The sequence below is a fragment of the Leeuwenhoekiella sp. A16 genome (assembly GCF_047946675.1).
Taxonomy (GTDB): Bacteria; Bacteroidota; Bacteroidia; order Flavobacteriales; family Flavobacteriaceae; genus Leeuwenhoekiella.
Genome location: NZ_CP172313.1, coordinates 2512122 through 2534409, shown reverse-complemented (window position 1 = coordinate 2534409; position 22288 = coordinate 2512122). Strand labels below are relative to the sequence as shown.

17 protein-coding genes are annotated in these 22288 nt (G+C 38.7%); 10 read left to right on the top strand and 7 right to left on the bottom strand.

Translation table 11 applies throughout. From position 1 onward, the window contains the following. Positions 1–29 precede the first annotated feature (29 nt). The 4 genes from ACH3O9_RS11050 to ACH3O9_RS11035 all read right to left on the bottom strand — a co-directional run bounded on the left by ACH3O9_RS11050 (position 30) and on the right by ACH3O9_RS11035 (position 5458). A complete protein-coding gene (locus ACH3O9_RS11050; protein ID WP_416440359.1) occupies positions 30–1157 on the bottom strand; it encodes an endo-1,4-beta-xylanase in 1128 nt (375 codons plus the stop codon). 180 nt (positions 1158–1337) lie between these two features. Continuing rightward, entirely contained in the window at positions 1338–2501 is a 1164-nt protein-coding gene (gene uxuA, locus ACH3O9_RS11045; RefSeq protein WP_416446676.1) for a mannonate dehydratase, read from the bottom strand. Between the two features lie 21 nt (positions 2502–2522). Continuing rightward, a complete protein-coding gene (locus ACH3O9_RS11040) occupies positions 2523–3260 on the bottom strand; it encodes an SDR family NAD(P)-dependent oxidoreductase (protein WP_416440357.1) in 738 nt (245 codons plus the stop codon). 23 nt (positions 3261–3283) lie between these two features. Continuing rightward, positions 3284–5458, bottom strand: a complete 2175-nt coding sequence (locus tag ACH3O9_RS11035; RefSeq protein ID WP_416440355.1) for an alpha-glucuronidase family glycosyl hydrolase — start codon at positions 5456–5458, stop codon at positions 3284–3286. Between the two features lie 195 nt (positions 5459–5653). Here ACH3O9_RS11035 and ACH3O9_RS11030 point away from each other — a divergent pair, with 195 nt between their 5' ends. From ACH3O9_RS11030 to ACH3O9_RS11000, 7 genes are read left to right on the top strand one after another with little or no spacing between them, the layout of a single operon-like run. Further along, complete coding sequence (locus ACH3O9_RS11030) at positions 5654–7903, top strand: glycoside hydrolase family 3 C-terminal domain-containing protein (RefSeq protein WP_416440353.1); 2250 nt, start codon at positions 5654–5656, stop codon at positions 7901–7903. Between the two features lie 16 nt (positions 7904–7919). After that, on the top strand, positions 7920–9362 hold the full coding sequence (uxaC, locus tag ACH3O9_RS11025; protein ID WP_416440351.1) for a glucuronate isomerase: 1443 nt from the start codon (positions 7920–7922) through the stop codon (positions 9360–9362). Next, on the top strand, positions 9352–10386 hold the full coding sequence (locus tag ACH3O9_RS11020; RefSeq protein WP_416440349.1) for a PfkB family carbohydrate kinase: 1035 nt from the start codon (positions 9352–9354) through the stop codon (positions 10384–10386). Before uxaC ends, ACH3O9_RS11020 begins: the two co-directional genes overlap by 11 nt. Before the next feature lie 32 nt (positions 10387–10418). Next, a complete protein-coding gene (locus ACH3O9_RS11015) occupies positions 10419–11090 on the top strand; it encodes a bifunctional 4-hydroxy-2-oxoglutarate aldolase/2-dehydro-3-deoxy-phosphogluconate aldolase (protein ID WP_416446673.1) in 672 nt (223 codons plus the stop codon). Next, positions 11087–12064 (top strand): TRAP transporter substrate-binding protein, encoded by a 978-nt coding sequence (locus ACH3O9_RS11010; protein WP_416440347.1) that lies wholly within the window; start codon positions 11087–11089, stop codon positions 12062–12064. The genes ACH3O9_RS11015 and ACH3O9_RS11010 overlap by 4 nt, the downstream gene beginning before the upstream one ends. Further along, the gene (locus ACH3O9_RS11005; protein ID WP_416440345.1) at positions 12064–12534 is read left to right on the top strand and encodes a TRAP transporter small permease; all 471 of its coding nucleotides are present in this window, start codon (positions 12064–12066) and stop codon (positions 12532–12534) included. Before ACH3O9_RS11010 ends, ACH3O9_RS11005 begins: the two co-directional genes overlap by 1 nt. A gap of 4 nt (positions 12535–12538) precedes the next feature. Continuing rightward, positions 12539–13825 (top strand): TRAP transporter large permease, encoded by a 1287-nt coding sequence (locus ACH3O9_RS11000; protein ID WP_416440343.1) that lies wholly within the window; start codon positions 12539–12541, stop codon positions 13823–13825. On the opposite strand, the gene ACH3O9_RS10995 is transcribed toward ACH3O9_RS11000, so the two are convergent. After that, on the bottom strand, positions 13790–14857 hold the full coding sequence (locus ACH3O9_RS10995; RefSeq protein ID WP_416440341.1) for a LacI family DNA-binding transcriptional regulator: 1068 nt from the start codon (positions 14855–14857) through the stop codon (positions 13790–13792). The genes ACH3O9_RS11000 and ACH3O9_RS10995 overlap by 36 nt on opposite strands. Before the next feature lie 310 nt (positions 14858–15167). On the opposite strand from ACH3O9_RS10995, the gene ACH3O9_RS10990 reads away from it, so the two are divergent. The 3 genes from ACH3O9_RS10990 to xylE are packed head-to-tail and all read left to right on the top strand — an operon-like array spanning position 15168 to position 19436. After that, positions 15168–16655: a xylulokinase gene (locus tag ACH3O9_RS10990; protein WP_416440339.1), complete on the top strand. Its 1488-nt coding sequence runs from the start codon at positions 15168–15170 to the stop codon at positions 16653–16655. Positions 16656–16666: 11 nt separating this feature from the next. Then, positions 16667–17992, top strand: a complete 1326-nt coding sequence (gene xylA / locus ACH3O9_RS10985) for a xylose isomerase (protein WP_416440337.1) — start codon at positions 16667–16669, stop codon at positions 17990–17992. A gap of 10 nt (positions 17993–18002) precedes the next feature. Further along, positions 18003–19436 carry a D-xylose transporter XylE gene (xylE, locus tag ACH3O9_RS10980; RefSeq protein ID WP_416440335.1) on the top strand — a complete coding sequence of 478 codons (1434 nt, stop codon included), beginning with the start codon at positions 18003–18005 and terminating at the stop codon, positions 19434–19436. An 83-nt stretch (positions 19437–19519) separates the two neighbouring features. Here xylE and ACH3O9_RS10975 read toward each other — a convergent pair whose 3' ends face one another. Further along, positions 19520–19672, bottom strand: a complete 153-nt coding sequence (locus ACH3O9_RS10975; RefSeq protein ID WP_416440333.1) for an SsrA-binding protein — start codon at positions 19670–19672, stop codon at positions 19520–19522. Between the two features lie 630 nt (positions 19673–20302). After that, the gene (locus tag ACH3O9_RS10970) at positions 20303–22288 is read right to left on the bottom strand and encodes a M56 family metallopeptidase (protein WP_416440331.1); all 1986 of its coding nucleotides are present in this window, start codon (positions 22286–22288) and stop codon (positions 20303–20305) included.

The window sequence follows — 22288 nt, the reverse complement described above, 5'->3', positions numbered from 1 at the left end:
AGACTTATTACGGATATTAAAATTTCTTTTTATTCTTTAAATTCTACAACCTCATAAAAGGCTTTTTTAGGCTGCTGATTTTCATCAAACAGTAACGGATAGTTCTTTCTACCATTCACAGGATAGGTGTCTAACCAAGAATATCTATCTGAAATATTCCAGAAAGTCACACCGGTCAACGTGTCTTTGTAATCCCTAAAAACTTTAAAGAACATAGCGTATTGATCTACCTGTTTTTGTTCTAACTCGGGAGTAAATTCATCACTTTCATCTTCTCTCAATTCTCTGCGTTCTTTCTCCCACTTATAAAGAGATACATCTAATTCTGTTATCTGTACGTCTAGACCTAAAGACGCATATTTATCCATTGCAGTACGTAATTCCTGCTCGCTTGGTTCAAAAATCGACCAATGCGCCTGAATACCTACTCCATTTATGGGAACACCTGCATCAACCAGTTTTTTGACTAACGTATATATACGCTCTGCTTTTTCAGGACGAACCGCGTTGTAGTCGTTGTAAAATAATTTTGCATCGGGATCTGCCTCATGCGCATATTCAAAAGCTTTGGCCAGATACTCCTCACCGGCAATCTGGTAATACGGCGATTCCTGGCGATAAACGAAATTAGAATCATCTGAAACTGCTTCATTAACCACATCATAAGCATAGATCTTACCTTTATAACGAGTCATCACATCTGTGATATGTGTTTTCATTCGTGCAAAAAGCGTGTCTTTGCTTATTTGATTTCCGTCTGCATCTTTAAAGAACCAGTCCGGATACTGTTGATGCCAAACTAAAGCATGACCGCGCATAATCATATCATTTTCTTGCGCAAAGTCTACTATCGCATCTGCCGGACCCCAATTATACCTATTCTGCTCGGGGTGAATAGGTCCCATTTTCATCACATTTTCAGGTGTCATGCTTTTAAACTGGGTTTTGATCAAGTTGGCTTCTGCGGAATCTTTTAAAGCTCGGGGCGAAACCGCAACTCCTACAGGGAAATAATCTTTGTAGTAATCTTTTAAACCTTTGTTTTCAGCAACAGACTCATCTTTTACTTCAGCTTTATCTGTGGCATTTTTACAGCTATATATTGTCCCTCCAAAAAGAAGAAGAACCAGAACGCTTTTTAAAATATTTTTTTTCATGATGGTTAAGATTGATTATGCATTATTATAGATGTCTTTAAAAGTTCTTTAATCCAACGTCACCCTGATGGTATTGCAGGATCTCACCAGATAATTTATTAGTCATCAGACTGAAGATGTGATGTTGAAACAAGTTCAACATTACCAAAAAAATATTAGGACTAATCACAGGAATCAGGGTTAAGCATAGAGTTTGTAAGAGAGACCTAATTCTAGTCCGCGTATTTCTGCAAGTCCTTTAAGACGACCAATTAACGAATAGCCGGGATACTGCTCCTTATCACCTTCCATACTAAAAAGGAATCCGTGATCGGGTCGCATAGGCAGGCCAATATTTCTTTCCTGCATAAGCAGAATGAGTTTTTCTACCACAGCCTCCATAGGATTATCGCCATTTAAGTGCTCAGATTCCCGAAAAATGCCATCATTTTCCCGTTTTACATTACGTAAATGCAGAAAATGAATACGATCACCATAATTATCGATCACTCGTGTCAGGTTATTTTCAGGTTGTGCACCTAATGAACCTGTACAATAACAGAGTCCGTTGGCATTTACAGGCACTGCTTCAAAGATTTTTTTAAGATCTTCTTCTGTACACACAACTCGTGGCAAACCTAAAACCGAAAACGGCGGATCATCAGGATGAATAGCGAGTTTTACGCCCAATTCTTCAGCTACAGGAGCAACTTCAGAAAGGAAATAAATTAGATTTTCGCGTAGCTTATCATCATTGATATCCTTGTAATTATCGAGCAAATCCAAAATCTCTTCTGCCGTAAAATTCACCGTACTGCCGGGCAATCCTAAAAGCACATTTCTAAACAGCTTTTCCTTTTCTTCCTGTGATAATTTTTCGCCGTAGGCTAGAGCTTCGTTCTTCTGCTTATCAGAATAATCATTCTCAGCATTGGGACGCTTGAGCAAAAACACATCAAAGTAGATGAATGCTTTAGGATTATAAAGCAGCGCTTTTGTACCATCAGGATTAAGATGTGCGTGGTGCGTACGCACCCAGTCCAGAATGGGCATAAAATTATAGGTCACCACTTTTAAGCCACATTCAGCGATATTTTGCAGGCTGATCTTATAATTCTCAATGTACTTTTTATAATCTCCCAGGCCTCGTTTTATATCTTCATGCACCGGCAGACTTTCTATCACAGTCCACTCCATCCCTGCATCATTAATAACTTGTTGCCGTTCTTTTATGTCCTCAACCGTCCAGACTTCACCCACAGGAATCTGGTGGAGCGCCGTGACAATACCGGTCACACCCGCTTGTCTGATATCTTTTAACTTGATCGTATCCTGAGGACCAAACCACCGCATGGTTTGCTGCATCTTAATCATACTATTTTCGTTTTAAAAACCAATACTGTTACCGCCGTCTACTGGCATTACAATACCTGTAGTAAATTTAGCTTCGCTTGAAGCGAGATAATAAACCGCATCTGCAATATCTTCCGGCTCACCCATTTTACCCATAGGTGTTCTTGAAAATACTTTGTTTTTACGATCAGGATCGCTGTCTAAAGCGGTTGCTGTCATAGGTGTTTTGATAAATCCCGGAGCCACACAGTTCACGCGGATGTCATATTGCGCAAGATCTACAGCCATAGACCGGGTCATACCCTCTATCGCAGTTTTGCTGGCAGAATAGGCTATCACTTTTGGTATACCATATTGCGCAGCCATAGAACTGATATTCACAATGCTACCACCGCCGTTGTCTTTCATGATTTTAACCACCTCTCGGCTTATCACAAAAACACTGGTAATATTTGTATGAATGATCTTGGTGAAATCATCATTTGTAACTTCGGTAAACTCCTTCTTCATGTTGATGCCCGCATTGTTTACAAGCACATCTATCTGCCCTTCGGCTTCTGCAATTTTGTGCACCATCTCAGGAATTGCTTCCAAATCTGTAAGATCAAAAAGTACAGGTATCGCATTAGGACCCATTTCCTGACAAGCTGTTAAAGTCTTCTCTTTACTGCGACCTATCACATAGGTTTTATAATCGTTATCGCAGAATTTTTTAGCAGTTGCGTAACCAAGTCCAGAATTCCCGCCGGTTACTATAGCTATTTTCGTCATTATATAATTTTAGTTAGTTGTTTTTAATCCCATTGTGGTCGTATTCCCGGTGAAAACGGAAATTTTAAAGACTCGTAATATTCCAGATCATGAGCCGGTTTTTCAACTCCTTCTGGTAAAGACATTCCTGAATATTGCTGAAAATACAACAAGCACGCATCACGCCACCATTTCGCTTCTTTTAATTGAATATCGAGCAGCATGCTCACTTCTTCAAAACGCTGCGTATCTACATAAGGTTTCATTTCGCTCCAGGTTTTTTTCATCTGCTCTACCTCTTCTACTCCCTGCTGGTATTTATTTGCAATTCCGTTCCATAAGGTTTCGCCGTTTTTCAGTTTATAATCCCATGGTAAATGATGAAACCATAACAATAGATTTTCAGGCGTAGTTTTAGGATCATCAAATTGTTTAGCGACTTCTGCGGAATATTGGGCGGTGGCTTTGCTTCCGGTTTTAGAACGGTCAAAACCTATTCCCAGGCTATCAGCTTTATGATAATAAACAGGATTCCATTCTGGTCGTGACAGATTACTCACCCAAGGTCCCGGCCCGTAATGATGCCCGGTATTCATGATATGATGTAGTCCTAACGGAGTCATATAATTAACCACAGCTTCTCGGGATTTTATCAACATATCTTCCATAGGTTTTACAAACTCCTCTTTATTAGAAAAAGTTGCGCGCAGCCATTCATCTGCTATTTTTTCTGAGCTCATTTCAGGATCCCAAGCGAGTCTTCCAAAGCCGTACCAGTTAGATTGGCCAAAAATATGCCCCGTCCAGTTGATATCTGTCCCAATATTAGCCACACCGGCCATACCTGTAATTTTCTTATTGTCAAGCGAGCCGTCAATTACTTTTGCTACTGTTGAGCCTTTTCCTTTTCTGTAGGTATCTGCTTCAAGAACTTCTTCAAAAAGCTTTGGCAAAAAGACCAGATTTGTACTTTGACCTAAATATTCCTGAGTGATTTGAAATTCCATCATCAGGTTAGTTTTTGGCATTGCGCCAAACATAGGATGAAACGGTTCACGCGGCTGAAAATCTATCGCCCCATTCTTGACCTGAATTAATACGTTGTCACGAAATTTCCCATCAAAAGGCACAAACTCGCTATACGCCTGTTTTGCACGATCTGTAGGATCATGTTCTGAATAAACGAAAGCTCGCCACATCACAATTCCGCCGAAAGGCTTAACCGCATCTGCCAGCATATTTGCGCCATCTACATGTGTGCGGTTGTAATTTTGTGGCCCCGGTTGGCCTTCTGAATTGGCTTTTACCAGAAATCCGCCGAAATCCGGCACATATTCATAAATTTCTTTTGTCTTTTCTTTCCACCAGTTTTGCACATCAGCATCAAGTGGATCTGCTGTTTTTAAACCGCCTATTTCAAGGGGTGCCGAAAAGCGTGCTGTTAAATAAACCTTTATGCCATACGGGCGAAAAACATCTGCTAATGCCTTTACTTTTTTCAGATACTGCGGCGTAAGCACCAGCGCATTTGCATTTACGTTGGTTAGCACCGTTCCGTTAATTCCTATTGAGGCATTGGCACGTGCGTAATCTATGTAACGCTGATCGATATATTCAGGGAGTTTATGCCAGTCCCAAATCGAAAAACCGGCATAACCGCGCTCTACCGTTCTATCCAGATTATCCCAGTGATTTAAAACGCGCAGGTCGATTTTTGGCGCGTCAGCGAGGTTTATGGCAGATAAATCCCGATTTTCCTGCATAAACATCAATAACCTGAACGTCCCGTACAAAATCCCCAGATCGTTGTTTGCGGTAACGAGAAGCGTATTTTTTCCGTTTTGTTTAAGTGTCCTTATTATAAAGCCATCTTTTCCCAAGTTTTCAAGTTGGCTTTTTACAGCTTCAGCAAGAGTTTCATTTAAACTCCCGACCGTTGCAATTACAGTAGTGTTATCTGCAGAGAATTTTTCGCTTAAAGCGAAATCTGCACCCAGCATTCCTGCCAGTCCACGTTTCAATTCATCCTGTGCGATTGCAATTGTTGCATTGCCATCATTAAAATAAACCGACTCAAATTGTTGTCGATACTGAGTCGCTACTTTTTCATTATCAATAGGTGCATATCGCAACCACAGATTATAACCATTAGAAGCAAAACCAGCCGCAATCACAAAGAAGTAGGCAAAAACCGAGAATATTAAATGTCTTTGTTTCAAATTAAACTTTTTAAATTTCGAAATCGATTGAAAAATCGGGTGAAAAATGCCAAAAATCGGCCTTTATTATCCAATAATTAACCAAATATAGCTAACCTCAACAAAATATCAACGCAATCGATTGCATTTGTTGTCAAATTATGTGACATTTGATTATCGTTTAGCAAAAATCAGCTTGTATCAACCTAAATATATATGAAAAAAACACTATTCTGTCTGTTAGGAAGTTTTCTTCTCCTACTATCCTGCGACACAAAAAAACAATCGGAAAAAGGTGATCTAGCCTATAATTTTTCAACAAATACCTCAGCACCCGACTTTCCGTTTTACGACACTTCGCTTTCAATAGATGAGCGGGTGAACGATCTTATCTCGCGTCTTTCTTTAGAAGAGAAAGCGATGCAAATGACGCATAACACACCGGCGATTGAACGGTTGGGAATTCCGCCTTACAGTTACTGGAATGAGGCTTTACACGGTGTAGGCCGCGGTGGTATCGCAACGGTTTTTCCTCAGGCAATAGGCTTAGGCGCCACTTTTGACAGTGATCTTGCGTTCAGGGTTTCGTCAGCAATTTCAGATGAGGCACGCGCTATGCATAATGCCGCTAAAGCGAAAGGTTATCATAAGCAATACGGCGGACTCACATTCTGGACGCCTAATATTAATATATTCCGTGATCCACGTTGGGGACGCGGTCAGGAAACTTACGGCGAAGATCCTTACCTCACTTCTATTTTAGGTACTTCGTTTGTAAAAGGCTTACAGGGCGACAATGATAAATATTTAAAAACTGCCGCTTGCGCGAAACATTTTGCGGTACATAGCGGTCCTGAAAAGTTGCGTCATGAGTTTGATGCCGTGGCTTCTAAAAAGGACATGTGGGAAACTTATCTGCCAGCTTTTGAAGCCCTGATAGAAGATGCGCATGTAGAGGCTGTTATGTGCGCGTATAACAGCACAAATGGCGAACCTTGTTGCGCAAACAAATATTTGATCTCTGATGTATTAAGAGACAAATGGAATTTTAAAGGGCATGTACTTAGCGATTGCGGAGCTATACAAGATCTGTACAATCAGGAAAATGGCCACGGTACTGTGCAAACAAAAGCTGAAGCAGCAGCACTTGCCGTAAACAGCGGCGTTAGTCTAAACTGTGGTGATACTTATCCTGCGCTGCCGGAAGCTGTAGAAAAAGGCTTTATTACCGAAGAAAAGATAGACAAAGAACTTGCGATTTTACTGCGCACAAGATTTAAACTTGGTTTATTTGATCCTGCCGGAAGCAACCCGTATGATAATATTTCTGGCGATGTGGTTAATAGTGATGAGCACAGAGCTCTTGCTAAAGAAGTAGCACAAAAAGGAATTGTCTTATTAAAGAATAACGGCACGCTTCCGCTTAAAAAGGATTTATCTAAATACTTTGTAACCGGCCCAAATGCTGCAAATACAGATATTTTATTGGGTAATTATTACGGTGTCAATCCTAAGCTCGTAACTGTACTAGAAGGTATTGCCGCAAAAGTTGACCCGGCAAGCCAGTTGCAATATCGCATTGGCGCACTACTTGATCGCGATGCTGTAAATCCTATCGACTGGGCTTCAGGAAATGCCGGGAACAGCGATGCTACAATTGCAGTATTAGGAATTTCAAGCCTACTGGAAGGTGAAGAAGGAGAATCACTGTCATCAGCTACTTTTGGTGATCGTCTTGATTATAATATTCCGCAGAATCAAATTGATTACCTGCAAAAACTACGTAATGCTGCCGGAGATAAACCTGTCATCGCAGTGGTTACAGGCGGCAGCCCAATGAATTTAGCCAAAATAGATGAACTGGCAGATGCCGTTCTTTTAGTGTGGTATCCCGGTGAAGAAGGCGGTACTGCAGTGGCAGATATTCTCTTTGGTGATATTTCGCCATCAGGCAGACTACCTATTACATTTCCAAAATCTTTAGATCAATTGCCTGCCTATGAAGATTACACCATGAAAGGCAGAACCTATAAATATATGAATGCAGAGCCGCTTTACCCGTTTGGCTATGGATTGAGCTACACGACATTTTCTTATTCACAGCCTGAAGTCTCTACAACCACATTTTCAAAAGACGAAACGCCAACTGTAAAGGTTACTGTTACAAATACCGGCAAAACAAAGGGAGATGAAGTGGTACAATTGTATGTTACCGATGTAAAAGCTTCGGTAGATGTACCCAACTTTCAATTGTACGGAACCAAACGTATTACGTTAGAACCCGGAGCTGCTCAGGAAGTTTCTTTTAAGATCACGCCGCAAATGCTCGAGCTGGTCAATAAAGACGGGGAGCGTGTTCTGGAAAACGGGGATTTTAAAATTTACATTGGCGGGTCAAGCCCCATGCCCAGAAGTTTTGACCTGGGAGCGCCAAAAATGGCCGAAACAACCCTTAAATTGCAATAAGCACTTATACTTAAAGATGATGGAGACGACAAGTTTTATTCATGATGATTTTCTTTTGGAAAATGAAACCGCCAAAGCATTATATCATGATTTTGCCAAACAACAACCTATTATAGATTACCATTGCCACCTTCCTCCGGATGAGATCGCAAATGACCGGAAGTTTGAAAATATGACGAAACTCTGGATAGAAGGCGATCATTATAAATGGCGTGCGATGCGCAGTCTGGGTGTTCCCGAAAAATTCATTACCGGAAAAAGTTCTGATAAAGAAAAGTTTGATAAATGGTCGTATACCATTCCGTATACCATGCGCAATCCACTTTTTCACTGGAATCAACTGGAACTAAAACGGTATTTTAATGTTGACGAAATTTTGACTCCGGAGAACGCTTCTGCTATTTATGAGCATTGCAACAGCTTATTGCAAAAGCCTGAATTCTCTGCCCGCGGACTCATAAAACAAATGAACGTAAAGGTAGTGTGTACCACAGACGATCCACTGGATGATCTGGCTCATCATAAAAAAATAGCAGAGTCTGACACTGATGTACAGGTTTTCCCCACTTTTAGACCAGACAGCCTGATTTTCATCGAAAAAGTTGACTTTACAGATTATCTTTCTACCCTTTCACAGATTACAGATATTGAGATCACAGATGTAGAATCGCTTAAGGCCGCCATCAAAAAGCGTGTTGATTATTTTCATGAACATGGCTGCCGACTTTCAGATCACGGTTTACCACATGCTTATGGAGAATCTTTTACAGAGGAAGAAATAAACAGCATTTTAAAAGACAGAATCGAGGAGAAAAACCTGTCAAAAAAGGAGATTTTTAAGTATAAATCGGCGATTTTATACTATTTAGGCTGCTTTTATGCCGAAAAAGACTGGGCAATGCAATTGCACCTTGGCCCTATACGCGATACCAACAAGGCATTACTGGAAAAAATAGGAATAAACGCAGGTGTAGACAGTATTGGCGACTTTCAGCAAGCGGAACAATTGGCTCAATTTCTTAACAATCTGAATAACAACGGCAGTTTACCGAAAACCATCCTCTACAATTCAAATCCCGTAGACAATGAGGTTTTCGCCACAATGGCGGGTAATTTCAGCGGTGAAAATATAAAGGGAAAAGTTCAGTTTGGCGCAGCCTGGTGGTTTTTAGATCAAAAAGATGGCATTACAGACCAGATAAACGCACTTTCTAACATGGGACTTTTAAGTTGCAGCATAGGAATGCTGACTGACAGTCGTAGTTTTGTGTCTTACCCGCGTCATGAATATTACAGGCGTATTTTGTGTAATATCTTAGGAAATGACATAGAAAAAGGAATTCTACCAAAAGATATGAAATGGTTTGGGAAGATTGTTGAAGACATTTGTTATAAAAATGCCAAAGAATATCTTAAATTTCCCAATATTATTTCGAAACAATTAAATAATGTCATCTAGCACTTCCGGTAAGAAATTAAAAAAAGTTGTAACATTTGGTGAGGTTCTCCTTCGTTTGTCACCTCCTGATAATCTTCGTTTAAGTCAGGCAGATACTTTCTCTGCAGTTTATGGCGGCAGCGAATTAAACGTTGCCATCTCACTTGCAAATTTTGGTTTGCCTGTAGATTTCGTAACACGTTTACCGGAAAACAAATTAGCCAAAAGCGCCGTGATGGAAATACACAAATATGGTGTTTCTTCAGAAAATATAGTTTATGGCGGGGATCGCTTAGGTCTTTATTTTATTGAAGTAGGCGCCGGCTTACGCGGAAGCAGCGTTGTTTATGACAGGCAGTTTTCGGCAATGACAACCATTGAAAAAGGAATGATTAATTGGGAAGAAGTATTTGCAGATGCGCAGTGGTTTCACTGGTCTGGGATTACGGCTGGTATTTCAAATTCTGCGGCAGAAGTTTGCTCTGAAGCTATTGAAGTTGCAGAAAAAATGGGCTTAACCATTTCTACAGATTTCAATTACAGAGCCAATTTGTGGAAGTATGATAAGAGTCCGCAGGAAATTATGGAACCCATGATAGCCAAATGCGATGTTGTTTTAGCTGGAGAATATGCCTGCGCTCAATATTTTGGTATCAAACCTATTCACTCACATGTACATCAATCACTCGCACAACAACTTGAAAGCAGGTTCCCGAAATTAAAATATGTTGCGATCACGCATCGCGAAATGATTAGTGCCACACATAATAAATGGTCTGCTGTTCTTTATAATAAAAAAGAGGAGTTATTACATTCAACGGTTTATGATATAACTGATATTGTAGATCGTATAGGCGCGGGAGATAGCTTTATGGCAGGCTTGATCTATGGGTTGATCGCGCTTGATGATGATCATAAAGCACTTGATTTTGCAGTGGCTGCATCTGCTTTAAAACACACCATTTACGGTGACGCAAATCTTGCTTCTGTAGAAGAAGTAGAAAATCTTACAGACGGAGATCTGGGCGGGTTAGTTAAAAGATAAATTGAATAAAATAATAGCTGGTTATTAGCAGAATTATGGAATATACAAGAATAGAAGTTGCTTTAAAGATGGAAGAAATTGGGTTTGTGCCTCTTTTCTACCATGCTGATGCTGAAATTGCAAAAAAAGTGGTGAAGGCCTGTTATGATGGCGGTGCCCGGCTATTAGAATTTACGCACAGAGGGCTTTTTGCCCAAGATGTGTTTCATAAATTAAGCACCTATTGCGCTCAGGAATGTCCTGAAATGATATTAGGGGTAGGGTCTGTTACAGATGCCGCTACTGCATCCTTGTATATGAACATGGGCGCTCAATTTATAGTTACTCCGGTTTTCAGGGAAGACATTGCCAGGGTTTGTAACCGCAAAAAAATACTTTGGGCTCCGGGATGTGGCTCCTTAACTGAAATTGCCACAGCAGAAGAATTGGGTTGTGAAATCGTAAAATTGTTCCCGGGAGCTATTTATGGACCTGAGTTCGTAAAAGCTGTAAAAGCACCTCAACCATGGACTAAAATTATGCCTACAGGAGGTGTAAATGCAACTAAAGAAAATTTAACAGATTGGTTTAAAGCTGGTGTAACCTGTGTGGGCTTAGGGTCTCAGCTAATTACCAAAGAAATAGTCAACAATGCCGATTACGCATCTCTTACTGAAAAAACAAAAGAGGTCCTCGCTATCATAAAAGAGATCAAGAAGGCATGAGATTAAAGTTCTTCTTGATTCCATGTATATTATTGCTGCTTTTTTCCTGTGAAAAAGCTACCGATACGAAAACGATTAAGTTAGCACACAGCTTAAGCACTAATCACCCTGTGCATGAAGCAATGGTTTATCTGGCAGATCGAGTGGCTGAAAATTCAGATGGAAAATTACAAATTGAAATATATCCTAATAGTCAGTTAGGCTCTGAAAGACAATGTCTTGAACTGCTGCAAATAGGCAGTTTGGGGATGACCAAAGTTTCAGCCGCGGTTATGGAGAACTTTTCGCCTGATTTAAAGGTTTTTGGCTATCCTTATCTTTTTAGGGATAACGAGCATCGATTTAAAGTCTATGATGGACCGATAGGTCAAAAATTGTTACTTGAAGGAGAAGAGTACTGGCTACGCGGACTTACCTATTTTGATGCCGGAAATCGCTCATTCTACACGAAAAACACTGAAATTGATAAACCTTCTGATCTTGAAGGGCTAAAAATAAGAGTGATGCAAAGTCCCACAGCTATTAACCTCGTTAAAAGTTTTGGTGGTGCTCCTACTCCTATTTCATGGGGAGAATTATATACAGGACTACAACAAGGAGTTGTGGATGGGGCTGAGAATAATTTGCCCAGTTTTTACACCTCAAAACATTATGAAGTCTGTAAATATTTAACGCTGAATGAGCATACTGCAATCCCTGATATTCTGGTGATAAGCACAATAATCTGGAAAGATCTAAATGCTGATGAAAGAAAATGGCTGACTGATGCTGTGGCAGATGCTACTGTTTACGAACGCAAATTGTGGCACGAATCAGAAATTGAGGCACTTGACGCTATAAAAAAAGCTGGCGTTCATGTTACATATCCAGACAAGGAATTGTTTAAAGAAAAATCTGAAAAAATGATTGAAGATCTTAAAACAGAGAATCCCAGATTGTATGATCTGGTTGAAGAAATTAAAGAAGTTAAGTAATGCGATCTAAACTCGATAAAATTCTAGAATGGGTGCTGGCAGTTCTACTTGGCTCGATGACACTGGTTGTACTCTGGGGTGTTTTGACTCGCTATGCTTTTGGCAGTCAAAGTTCATGGACAGATGAGTTGGCGCGTTTCTTCCTTATTTGGGTAGGAATTTTGGGAGCAGCATACGCCTCAGGCAGAAACCTGCATATTGCTATAGATCTTTTACCTCAATACCTCAATCCTAAAAACAAGAGAAAACTAGAAATATTTATCGCCTCTTTAGTAGTAATTTTTGTTACCGCTGTTTTCATCGTGGGTGGTATCCGCTACGTATATATATCATTTATACTTGGCCAGGCATCTGCGGCTCTAGACATTTCTATGGGTTACATCTACCTCGTTTTTCCTATTGCAGGGGCTTGTATAATCTACTACAGATTAAATGACCTTTATCACTATTTAAGCACTCCCAATAAATAATTTAATGGAAATTACCATACTCGTTCTCGCCTTTGTAATCCTTATAGCCTTACGGGTTCCAGTTGCATGGAGCATAGGTATTTCAGGTTTGCTTACTATTTTAATAAGCGTCAAAACCATACCTGCTTTAACTACAGTGGCACAACGTGTTATTACAGGATTAGATAGTTTTTCGCTTTTAGCGATACCATTTTTTATTCTGGCGGGTCATATTATGAATAAAGGCGGAATAGCTAAACGGCTTATAGAATTTGCCAAAGCTCTGGTGGGCTCGCTTCCTGGTGGCCTCGCACATGTAAATATTGTAGCTGCAATGCTTTTTGGCGCAATTGCAGGATCTGCAGGTGCAGCAGCGGCAGCCATAGGAAGCTTCATGTCTGATCAGATGGAAGACGAGGGCTACGACAAAAACTATGGTGTGGCCGTAAACGTTACCTCAGCAACCACCGGATTGTTGATTCCTCCCAGTAATATTTTTATAATTTATTCACTTGCCAGCGGCGGAGTAAGTATAGGGGCACTATTTTTAGCCGGCTATATTCCGGGGTTATTAACCGGATTTATGCTTATGCTTGTCGCTTACATCTGGGCGAAAAAGAAAGGGTACCCAACCGCACAACGCAGTAATTTTAGAACCATCGCAAAATCATTTATAGGGGCAGTCCCCAGTTTATTTCTATTAATCGTTATTATTGGTGGAATAGTAGCCGGAATATTTACCGCAACCGAAGCCTCTTCTGTAGCCGTTCTGTATTGTTTTATTCTTGCATTTCTCTATAAGGAAATCAAAATAAAAGATATTAAACCCATACTCGTAGAATCATCTGCAACAATTGCTATTGTAATGCTGCTTATTGCCATGTCTATTGCGATGTCGTGGGTCATGTCTTATGAGAATATTCCGCAGACGGTAACAGATGCCTTGCTTAGCTTAAGCGATAATAAAATAATGGTTTTAGTACTTATAAACCTGATTTTGCTTTTTGTAGGCATTTTTATGGATATGACACCGGCGGTTTTAATCTTCACTCCTATATTTCTTCCCGTAGTCACTGCTCTAGGCATTGATCCCGTTCATTTTGGGATTATAATGGTACTTAACCTTTGTATTGGTTTATGTACTCCACCCGTAGGTGCGGTATTATTTATAGGTGTGAGCGTAGGTAAAACTTCCATTCAAAAAGTGATCAAGCCTTTGTTACCACTTTTCGCAGCCATGCTTGTCTCTTTAATTTTAATTAGCTTGTTTCCGGAATTAAGCCTTTGGTTGCCCCACTTTTTTGGTTTCTAAACAGGGAATTCTTTGAGACGATTCTCTAATTACCAGTTTTGTATTGAGAATGGTCACTTCAGATATGCTCTCATCATAGGTTTCTGTAGAATGTTCTAAAACTCTTGACGCAGAAATATTGCCCATTTTAGTAGCAGGATGAGTAACAGTTGATAGTCCGGGATCAACAATAGATGCGATAGGATCATCATTAAACCCAATGATCGCAAGATCCTGAGGTATTCTTACTCCATGTTTTTTAGCATACATAATTGCACTAACCGCTGCGGTGTCGTTTGAAGAAAATATACCATCTGGCGGATTTTTCATCTTCAGGAGTGTTTTTGTGGCCTTTTTACCCTCTTCAAAACTTAAAGTTTCAAATTCAACAATAAGATCTTCTTCTATAGGCAAACCATATTCGGTTAGAGCTTCTATATAACCTTTCTTCCGCTCCTCATAAACATTGCGGTGTTGCGCACCGGCAAAATGTGCTATGCGCTTGCAACCCTGCTCTATAAGGTGCTTGGTCGCCATATATCCTGAAGAATAATTGTCTATTATAACTCTGTAGGATGTGAAATTTTCAGGAACCCTGTCTACAAATACAATAGGAATACCCTGATCTACAAATTGCTGAAAATGCCCATAATCTGTAGTTTCCATAGCAAGTGAAACTACAAGACCACTTATTCTGCTATCATAAAGCGCTTTGGCATTATTGATCTCATTCTCGTATTTATCGTTGCTTTGACTAATAATCACATTATAGCCCGCCTTTCTGGCTCGTTCTTCTACCCCACTAATCAATGAAGAAATAAACGGTCTGTTGATGCGAGAGATCATGATACCTATTGTATTACTGCGATTATTGCGCAGACTTGCGGCTAATGAATTAGGACGATAGCCCATCTCTTTAGCTGCATCTTGTATGATCTTTACCGTCTTCTTACTTATACTACGATTGTTGTTTAAAGCTCGTGAAATCGTAGAGGGTGAGTAATTTAACGCTTTAGCAATATCATAGATGGTAATCTCTTTTTTAATACTCATGTAGTGTAAATAAGTGCATCAGCCCGCAAATAGTAGTATGAACGGTAACTTTCAAGACATCTAAAATAGTTTAAATAAAAATTATATAAAATCTTTGCAATAGGTAAATGCTAAAAATTGCATAAATTAAGCAGCTTTTTGACATCAAGAGGCGATTTTTTCGCATATAAATTAACACTTCCGTAAAAAAAGAAGTGCAGTGAATGATTATTCACAACCCGGTTGAATATAAAATAAGATTTATCTTCATGCAATCGATTTCGTTATTTATATTTGAAAAACTTTTAACCTTAAGCCACCTTAGTAATTTATGTTTTGGATAGGATACGATATTGGCAGCTCATCAATTAAAGCTGCTCTCATTAATGAAGAAGACGGAAGTACGCATGGCATTGCTCAATACCCTGAAAAAGAAATGCCCATAGATTCCCCAAAAATTGGCTGGGGAGAGCAAGACCCAAACATGTGGTGGGAGAATCTTTGTAAAGCGACCGCAAAACTCTTAAAAGATACTTCTGTCTCTGCAGACGATATAAAAGGTATAGGTATCTCTTACCAAATGCATGGTCTTGTATTAGTAGATAAGGATCTTGAGGTTTTACGCTCATCTATAATATGGTGTGACAGCCGCGCGGTAGAAACAGGGAACATCCTTTTTGAAAAAAGTGGAAGTGAAAAATGTGTTGAGCGTCTTTTAAATTCGCCAGGCAACTTCACTCTTTCAAAATTAAAATGGGTAAAAGATAATCAACCAGAGATCTACGAGAAAATTTATAAATTCATGCTTCCCGGTGATTTCATTGCCATGAAACTTTCCGGGAAATGTGTAACCACCCCGTCTGGACTTTCTGAAGGTATCACATGGGATTTTAAAGATAATGCGTCTGCAGAATGGCTTTTAAAAGATGCCGGGATCGACAGTAACCTTATACCAGAGATATTACCTTCATTTGCTAATCAGGGAGAAGTAAATAGCGCAGCTTCTAAACAAACAGGATTGCCCAAAGGTATTCCTATTATGTACAGAGCGGGTGACCAACCCAATAATGCCATTGCTTTAAATGTGTTGAACCCCGGTGAAGTTGCTGCTACAGGTGGTACTTCTGGTGTGGTGTATGCAATATCAGACAGAGTAAGCACAAAAGAGAGTACGCGCATCAATAGTTTTGCGCATGTTAATCACACTGCAGATGCGCCTCGTATAGGTAAAATGCTTTGTATTAATGGTACCGGAATTCAATATAGCTGGGTGCGTAATCAACTTACTGATAACCTGCCTTACGGCGAAATGAACAAAATGGCATTAGAGGTACCAATAGGTTCAGAAGGATTAAGAATTCTACCTTTTGGTAATGGCGCAGAGCGCATGCTCAATAACAATAATGATGGTGGTCGCATATTAAACCTCAACTTTAATATCCATAAAAAGCAACACATTTTTAGAGCAGCTCTTGAGGGTATCGCTTTTTCATTTGTGTATGGCCTTGAGATTTTAAAGAATGATGGGGTTGACCTTTCTACTATAAAAGCAGGAAATGATAATTTATTTCGCTCAGAGATATTTTCTAATACGATCTCCACATTAACCGGAAGTGAAATAAAAATAGTTGAGACAACCGGTGCTGTAGGTGCAGCACGAGCAGCCGCTTACGCCGCAGGAGATTTTAAATCTTTTGATGAAGCTGTTGCAACAGATGAAGTACAATTTACTTACAAGCCTTTAGCAGATAAAGAACCTTATCAAAAGGCTTATGACTTATGGAAACAAGAACTAACTGAATATATTAATCGATTTTAAATATAAAAATTATGACTACCCTAGGTGACAAGGAATACTTTAAAGGTATTGATAAAATTAAATTTGAAGGGAAAGAATCTACTAACCCGTTAGCCTTTAAATATTACGACGCAGACAAAGTGGTTGCAGGCAAGACCATGAAAGAACATTTTAAATTTGCCATTGCCTACTGGCATACATTCACAGGTACAGGAGGAGATCCTTTTGGTGCTCCTACACAAAATTTTCCCTGGTTAACAAATAGTGATCCTATTCAGCAAGCCAAAGATAAAATGGATGCTGCCTTTGAATTTATTACTAAAATAGGTGCAGAATATTACTGTTTTCACGACTTTGATCTTATCGCAGAAGGCAGCTCTCTTGAAGAGTCTGAAAAGAGATTGAACATCATTACAGATTATGCTCTTGAAAAGCAAAAAGCTTCCGGAGTAAAATTACTGTGGGGTACAGCAAATTGCTTTAGCAACCCACGTTATATGAACGGTGCTGCAACTAACCCAAACTTTGATGTTCTTGCTTATGCAGGTGCACAGGTAAAAGGCGCGCTTGATGCTACAATTAAATTAGGCGGTGAGAATTACGTTTTCTGGGGTGGCCGTGAAGGTTATATGTCTCTTTTAAATACAGACATGAAACGTGAGCAGGATCACATGGCTCGCTTTTTACATTCTGCAAAAGATTACGCACGCAAACAAGGATTTAAAGGGACCTTCTTTATAGAGCCTAAGCCTATGGAACCTTCTAAACATCAGTATGATTTTGATGCTGCAACTGTTTTAGGTTTCCTTACTAAATATGATCTATTAAACGATTTTAAATTAAACATAGAGGTTAATCACGCAACGCTTGCACAGCACACTTTTGAGCATGAATTACAAGTTGCTGCAGATAACGGACTTCTGGGTAGTATTGATGCTAACCGCGGTGATTATCAAAACGGTTGGGATACAGATCAGTTTCCTGTAGACGTTTATGAGCTTACTCAGGCGATGATGGTTATTCTTCAGTCTGGTGGTATACAAGGCGGCGGCGTGAATTTTGATGCAAAAATTAGAAGAAACTCAACAGATCTTATCGATATCTTCCACGCGCATATAGGTGGTATGGACGTTTTTGCAAGAGCACTTATTAATGCAGATGCTGTGCTTGAGAAATCAAACTACAAGCAGATGAAAAAAGAGCGTTATGCTACTTTTGACACCGGTGCAGGTAAAACTTTTGAAGAAGGAAAATCAACTCTTGAAGATCTTCACGCTTACGCGAAAAGTCATCAGGATATAAAACCTGAAAGCGGTCAACAAGAACTTTATGAGAATATAATCAATCAATTTAGTTAATAAGTAGATTATGGCAATATCAAATAATACTACCTATTTACTTAAGTTAACCTTAGTGGCCACCCTTGGTGGCCTCTTATTTGGTTATGATACAGCGGTAATCTCTGGTACAGTTAGCTCGTTGGAAAGCTTTTTTGTTCTTCCATTTGGTCTGGACGAAACCAGTGCAAATGCCAGATTAGGCTTTGTAGTGTCAAGTGCACTTATAGGCTGTATCATTGGTGGTCTTTCTGGAGGTGTAATTAGCAAGAGTATGGGCCGTAGAAACGGTCTTCTTCTGGCAGCATTCTTATTTCTTCTTTCGGCAATAGGATCTGCAATGCCAGAAATGTTCTTTAAACCAATAGGTGAAGGAGATCATACCTATATCTATATTTTTATAGTATATAGAATTATAGGTGGTATAGGAGTAGGTCTGGCATCTATGCTCTCGCCTTTATACATATCTGAAATAGCACCGGCTAAGATTAGGGGTAAACTGGTTTCTTTAAATCAGTTTGCTATAATATTTGGTATGTTGATCGTCTATTTTGTAAACTATTACATTGCCAGTCAGGGTGATGATAGCTGGTTAAATACTGTAGGGTGGCGATATATGTTTGCTTCAGAAACTATACCCGCTACTCTATTTTTTGTTTTATTATTTTTTGTTCCAGATACACCACGTTCACTTGTTCTTAAGAATAAGCCTGAGAAAGCTCTCGAGGTTTTAACTAAAGTAAATGGACTTGCAGAAGCTGAAAAAATCATCTTAGAAATTAAGAGTACAGTTGTACACCATTCGGGTAAATTATTCTCTTACGGTGTTCCTATAATTGTAATAGGTATTTTAATATCGGTTTTCCAGCAGTTTGTAGGTATAAATGTGGTTTTATATTATGCTCCTGAGATCTTTAAAGGGATGGGCTCTGGTACAGATACAGCCTTACTACAGACAATCATTGTAGGTGCAGTGAATTTATTATTTACAGTTCTGGCAATTTTAACCGTAGACAGATTTGGCAGAAAGCCTTTAATGATAATAGGTGCGCTAGGTATGGCGTTATCAATGTTTGCACTGGGTACCGCATTCTTTTCTCAAACCGTAGGTATCGTGGCATTAATATGCATGTTACTGTATGTAGCGAGTTTTGCAATGAGCTGGGGGCCTATAGCGTGGGTTTTGTTAGCTGAGATATTTCCTAATAAAATACGAGGTAAAGCAATGGCAGTAGCTGTAGCAGCGCAATGGATTTCTAATTATTTAGTATCATGGACGTTCCCTTTAATGGACAAAAACAGTTATTTACTTGAAAAATTCAATCACGGTTTCGCCTATTGGATCTATGGAGTTATGAGCATATTAGCTATGATTTTGGTTTGGAAATTTGTTCCGGAAACAAAAGAAAAAACACTAGAAGAGATGGATAATCTATGGATTAAACCAGTAAAAGAAGTAAAATAAAAGGAAGTTTAGAAAGAAATTTCTTCTCCTTAAATAGAAGCCTACCTGTAATTTGCATCTGCAAACGGGTAGGTTTTTTTATTTTAATCAAGAGCATTTTTAGTTACCCAAAGTTTGTAACCAAAAATTGCCAGTTGCAATTTACTGGCTTTTGTAAGATCAAGGTTCTTCTTAGTAAAACTAGGAAGTACTTGCTTATTGATTTTTGCTAATGCCTTAAACAGTTTTTTCTTCACCTATGGTCAATTTTAGTAATCGTATCAATTTGTAATCTATCAAAGTTATTGAAATTAATAAGATTCTGAGCGCGCTTTCAGAATCTATTAAATAGGTGGTTAGCCAAAAATTGTTTCGATTAGTTTGATAATTACATTGATCATGATTGAAAAATTTTAAAGGTTACTATTAGTTTAATGATTGATTAAATGAAATAAATGTTCGTTGTTGATTGATGAATGATGATTTGATTGATGAACGAAATTCGATTTTGATTGATGATTTTTTAATTGATTAATACTGTTTTTTGATTTATTGATATACAAAGTATGTAAGTAAAAATCATGTGGGCAAGCAATTAGTTAATTATCTGTGAAATTGCCTATACAGTTGTAAGTAAAAAAATAGGTTATATTATTTATTTATAAATTTTCCCTTCAAACAAGTTATCAATCATAAGGAAAAATTGCATTAAAGCTCAAATACTGTAATAATTGTAGGGTATTTTTCTACGATTTTTGAGATCCCTAGGCGATTTTTAACCCAAAAAGGGCGATTTTACACATATTCATTATTGGGCCGCTAATTTTTTGACATAAAAAAGCCCGATTTAGTAGCTCTAAATCGGGCTTTTTTTATTGAAGACTTACTTATTTTTCTTTCGTAGTAATTAAAATCACACCACGTTTTCCTTCCATTTTGTCTTTATATTCTTCTGTGGCTTTGTCACCTTTCAACACATTTACCGATTTTATGTCGAGTGGATCAATTTTATTTGCTTCTTCTAAATCAATTTCTTTACCATCTAAAATGTAAAGAACATCATCTTTAAGCTTTATAGGCCCTATTGTACCAAGTTCATTTTCAGAAACAACAATATCTTTCATTTCCTTTTGGCGCTCCTTCATCTCCTCCATGCGTGCTTTCATTTCTTCCTGACGTTCTTTACGCTCGTCTATAAGATCATTTTTTCTCTCCTCATATGCTAATGCGCGTTGATTTTGCTCTTCCTGTTGCTCTTCTGTTAATTGCTCTACACGTCGCCTTTCACGCTCTACAATTCGCTGATTTGCATCTTCCTGACGTTTTACAATGCGGCCTTCACCTTCTATTCGCCTCTTTTCCTTTTCTATTTTTCGCTTCTCCACCTCTACCTGCCGTTCCTGATTTAAAGCGTGTAAACTATCTCTCTGTACATGAAAACGCGTCCCACTACCGTATAAATTTCTTGTTTTATCTAAATATTCTGTCATGGTTTTACCAGAGCCAAAACTTAGTCCGCCACTTTTTGTACGTTCAATTACAATAATACCAACACCTTCTTCATTAGATTTTGTAGATTCTTTCTTTAAATTGAAGTTACCGGTATTACCAGTCTGGTTATCTTTTATTTTTAATGTAATTCCAGAAATTTGATCATCGCTGTTATATTTTAAATTACTTACACGTAATATCACATCGTAGTCGCTCTTTAATTTATCTACCACAGCATCAACCTCGTCTTTTGACATTGTTTGGTTTATTGTAACCCTAAATGGGTCATTTATTTTGATGCTTAAAGTTTTTAGAACCGGTATTTTAACAAGAGTATCCTTTACCATCTTGTAGCCTTTTGAGGCTTTGCCAAGAGAATCCAGGACTCTGTAATTGCCAGTTAGCGTATCCTGCTGTATTATTCCTTTCACTTCCTGAGCTGAAGTTGACATTTGCGCATTATTTAGTTCAGGATTTGCTGTAGATTTAGCAGATATACTCTTGCTTTCTTTAATCCTCACTTCTTGTTTCACATTAAAACTCCATAAAAACAGCGCTATAAGCGGAAGTACCACAGCAATCTTAAGTTTACTGCTGCGACGAGACTCATTTTTGTTTAACATAACTATTCGTTTTTTGATAAATGATTGATAAAAATTATTGGCTAAAGCCGGGGTATTTCCGGCAAAAGAAACTTTGAGAAGCGTAAGTTGATAAGTCTTACGATTTGTTATTTCGCTTAAAGCTTCTTTATCTGCAAGAAACTCAAGATTCTGTTCTATTTTCTTTTTATAAAACCATGCGATCGGGTTAAACCACTGTACGATTAGTAAAACCTGGGCAAGCAAAATATCAAGAGTATGTAGTTGTCTTGCGTGTGTTTTCTCATGCGCTAAGATCATTTCCAGTTCATCTGCCGAATGATTTTGCGGATTGTAGATAATGTAGTTAAAAAATGAAAATGGTGCGTCCAGGTCTTCATTTTCTATAAATCTAAAACCAGTTATTTTCTTTCCCGGTTTCCCGAAAAGGAATTTGAACATACTTCCCAATTGCATTAAAAATCGGGCGGTCATTATTAAAAATCCGGTAAAATAGATATAAAATCCCCATTGCCACCAGTTGATAGATGCAGCTGTACTTTCATTTGATTCTATTACGAGCATAGATTGATCTATCTGCAAACTATCTACAGGCAGCGGGTCAATGTATACAAGTTGCGTAAATGTGAGTATAGGGAAGGTTGCTGCGCATAAAATACCGGCGATCAAAAAATGCCTGTTTGTGCCAAAAAACGTCTCTTTCTCAAGAAAAATCCGGTAAATACTATAGAAAATCGCCAAAACAGCGGCGCTTTTTAGCAAGTAGATCAAAGCTTCCAT

What these genes read in the sequence shown, in the direction of transcription:
- ACH3O9_RS11050 (WP_416440359.1), bottom strand. Translation starts at nt 1,157, where the DNA reads ATGAAAAAAAATATTTTAAAAAGCGTTCTGGTTCTTCTTCTTTTTGGA.
- uxuA (WP_416446676.1), bottom strand. Translation starts at nt 2,501, where the DNA reads ATGCAGCAAACCATGCGGTGGTTTGGTCCTCAGGATACGATCAAGTTA.
- ACH3O9_RS11040 (WP_416440357.1), bottom strand. Translation starts at nt 3,260, where the DNA reads ATGACGAAAATAGCTATAGTAACCGGCGGGAATTCTGGACTTGGTTAC.
- ACH3O9_RS11030 (WP_416440353.1), top strand. Translation starts at nt 5,654, where the DNA reads ATGAAAAAAACACTATTCTGTCTGTTAGGAAGTTTTCTTCTCCTACTA.
- uxaC (WP_416440351.1), top strand. Translation starts at nt 7,920, where the DNA reads ATGATGGAGACGACAAGTTTTATTCATGATGATTTTCTTTTGGAAAAT.
- ACH3O9_RS11020 (WP_416440349.1), top strand. Translation starts at nt 9,352, where the DNA reads ATGTCATCTAGCACTTCCGGTAAGAAATTAAAAAAAGTTGTAACATTT.
- ACH3O9_RS11010 (WP_416440347.1), top strand. Translation starts at nt 11,087, where the DNA reads ATGAGATTAAAGTTCTTCTTGATTCCATGTATATTATTGCTGCTTTTT.
- ACH3O9_RS11005 (WP_416440345.1), top strand. Translation starts at nt 12,064, where the DNA reads ATGCGATCTAAACTCGATAAAATTCTAGAATGGGTGCTGGCAGTTCTA.
- ACH3O9_RS11000 (WP_416440343.1), top strand. Translation starts at nt 12,539, where the DNA reads ATGGAAATTACCATACTCGTTCTCGCCTTTGTAATCCTTATAGCCTTA.
- ACH3O9_RS10995 (WP_416440341.1), bottom strand. Translation starts at nt 14,857, where the DNA reads ATGAGTATTAAAAAAGAGATTACCATCTATGATATTGCTAAAGCGTTA.
- ACH3O9_RS10990 (WP_416440339.1), top strand. Translation starts at nt 15,168, where the DNA reads ATGTTTTGGATAGGATACGATATTGGCAGCTCATCAATTAAAGCTGCT.
- xylA (WP_416440337.1), top strand. Translation starts at nt 16,667, where the DNA reads ATGACTACCCTAGGTGACAAGGAATACTTTAAAGGTATTGATAAAATT.
- xylE (WP_416440335.1), top strand. Translation starts at nt 18,003, where the DNA reads ATGGCAATATCAAATAATACTACCTATTTACTTAAGTTAACCTTAGTG.
- ACH3O9_RS10970 (WP_416440331.1), bottom strand. Translation starts at nt 22,288, where the DNA reads ATGGAAGCTTTGATCTACTTGCTAAAAAGCGCCGCTGTTTTGGCGATT.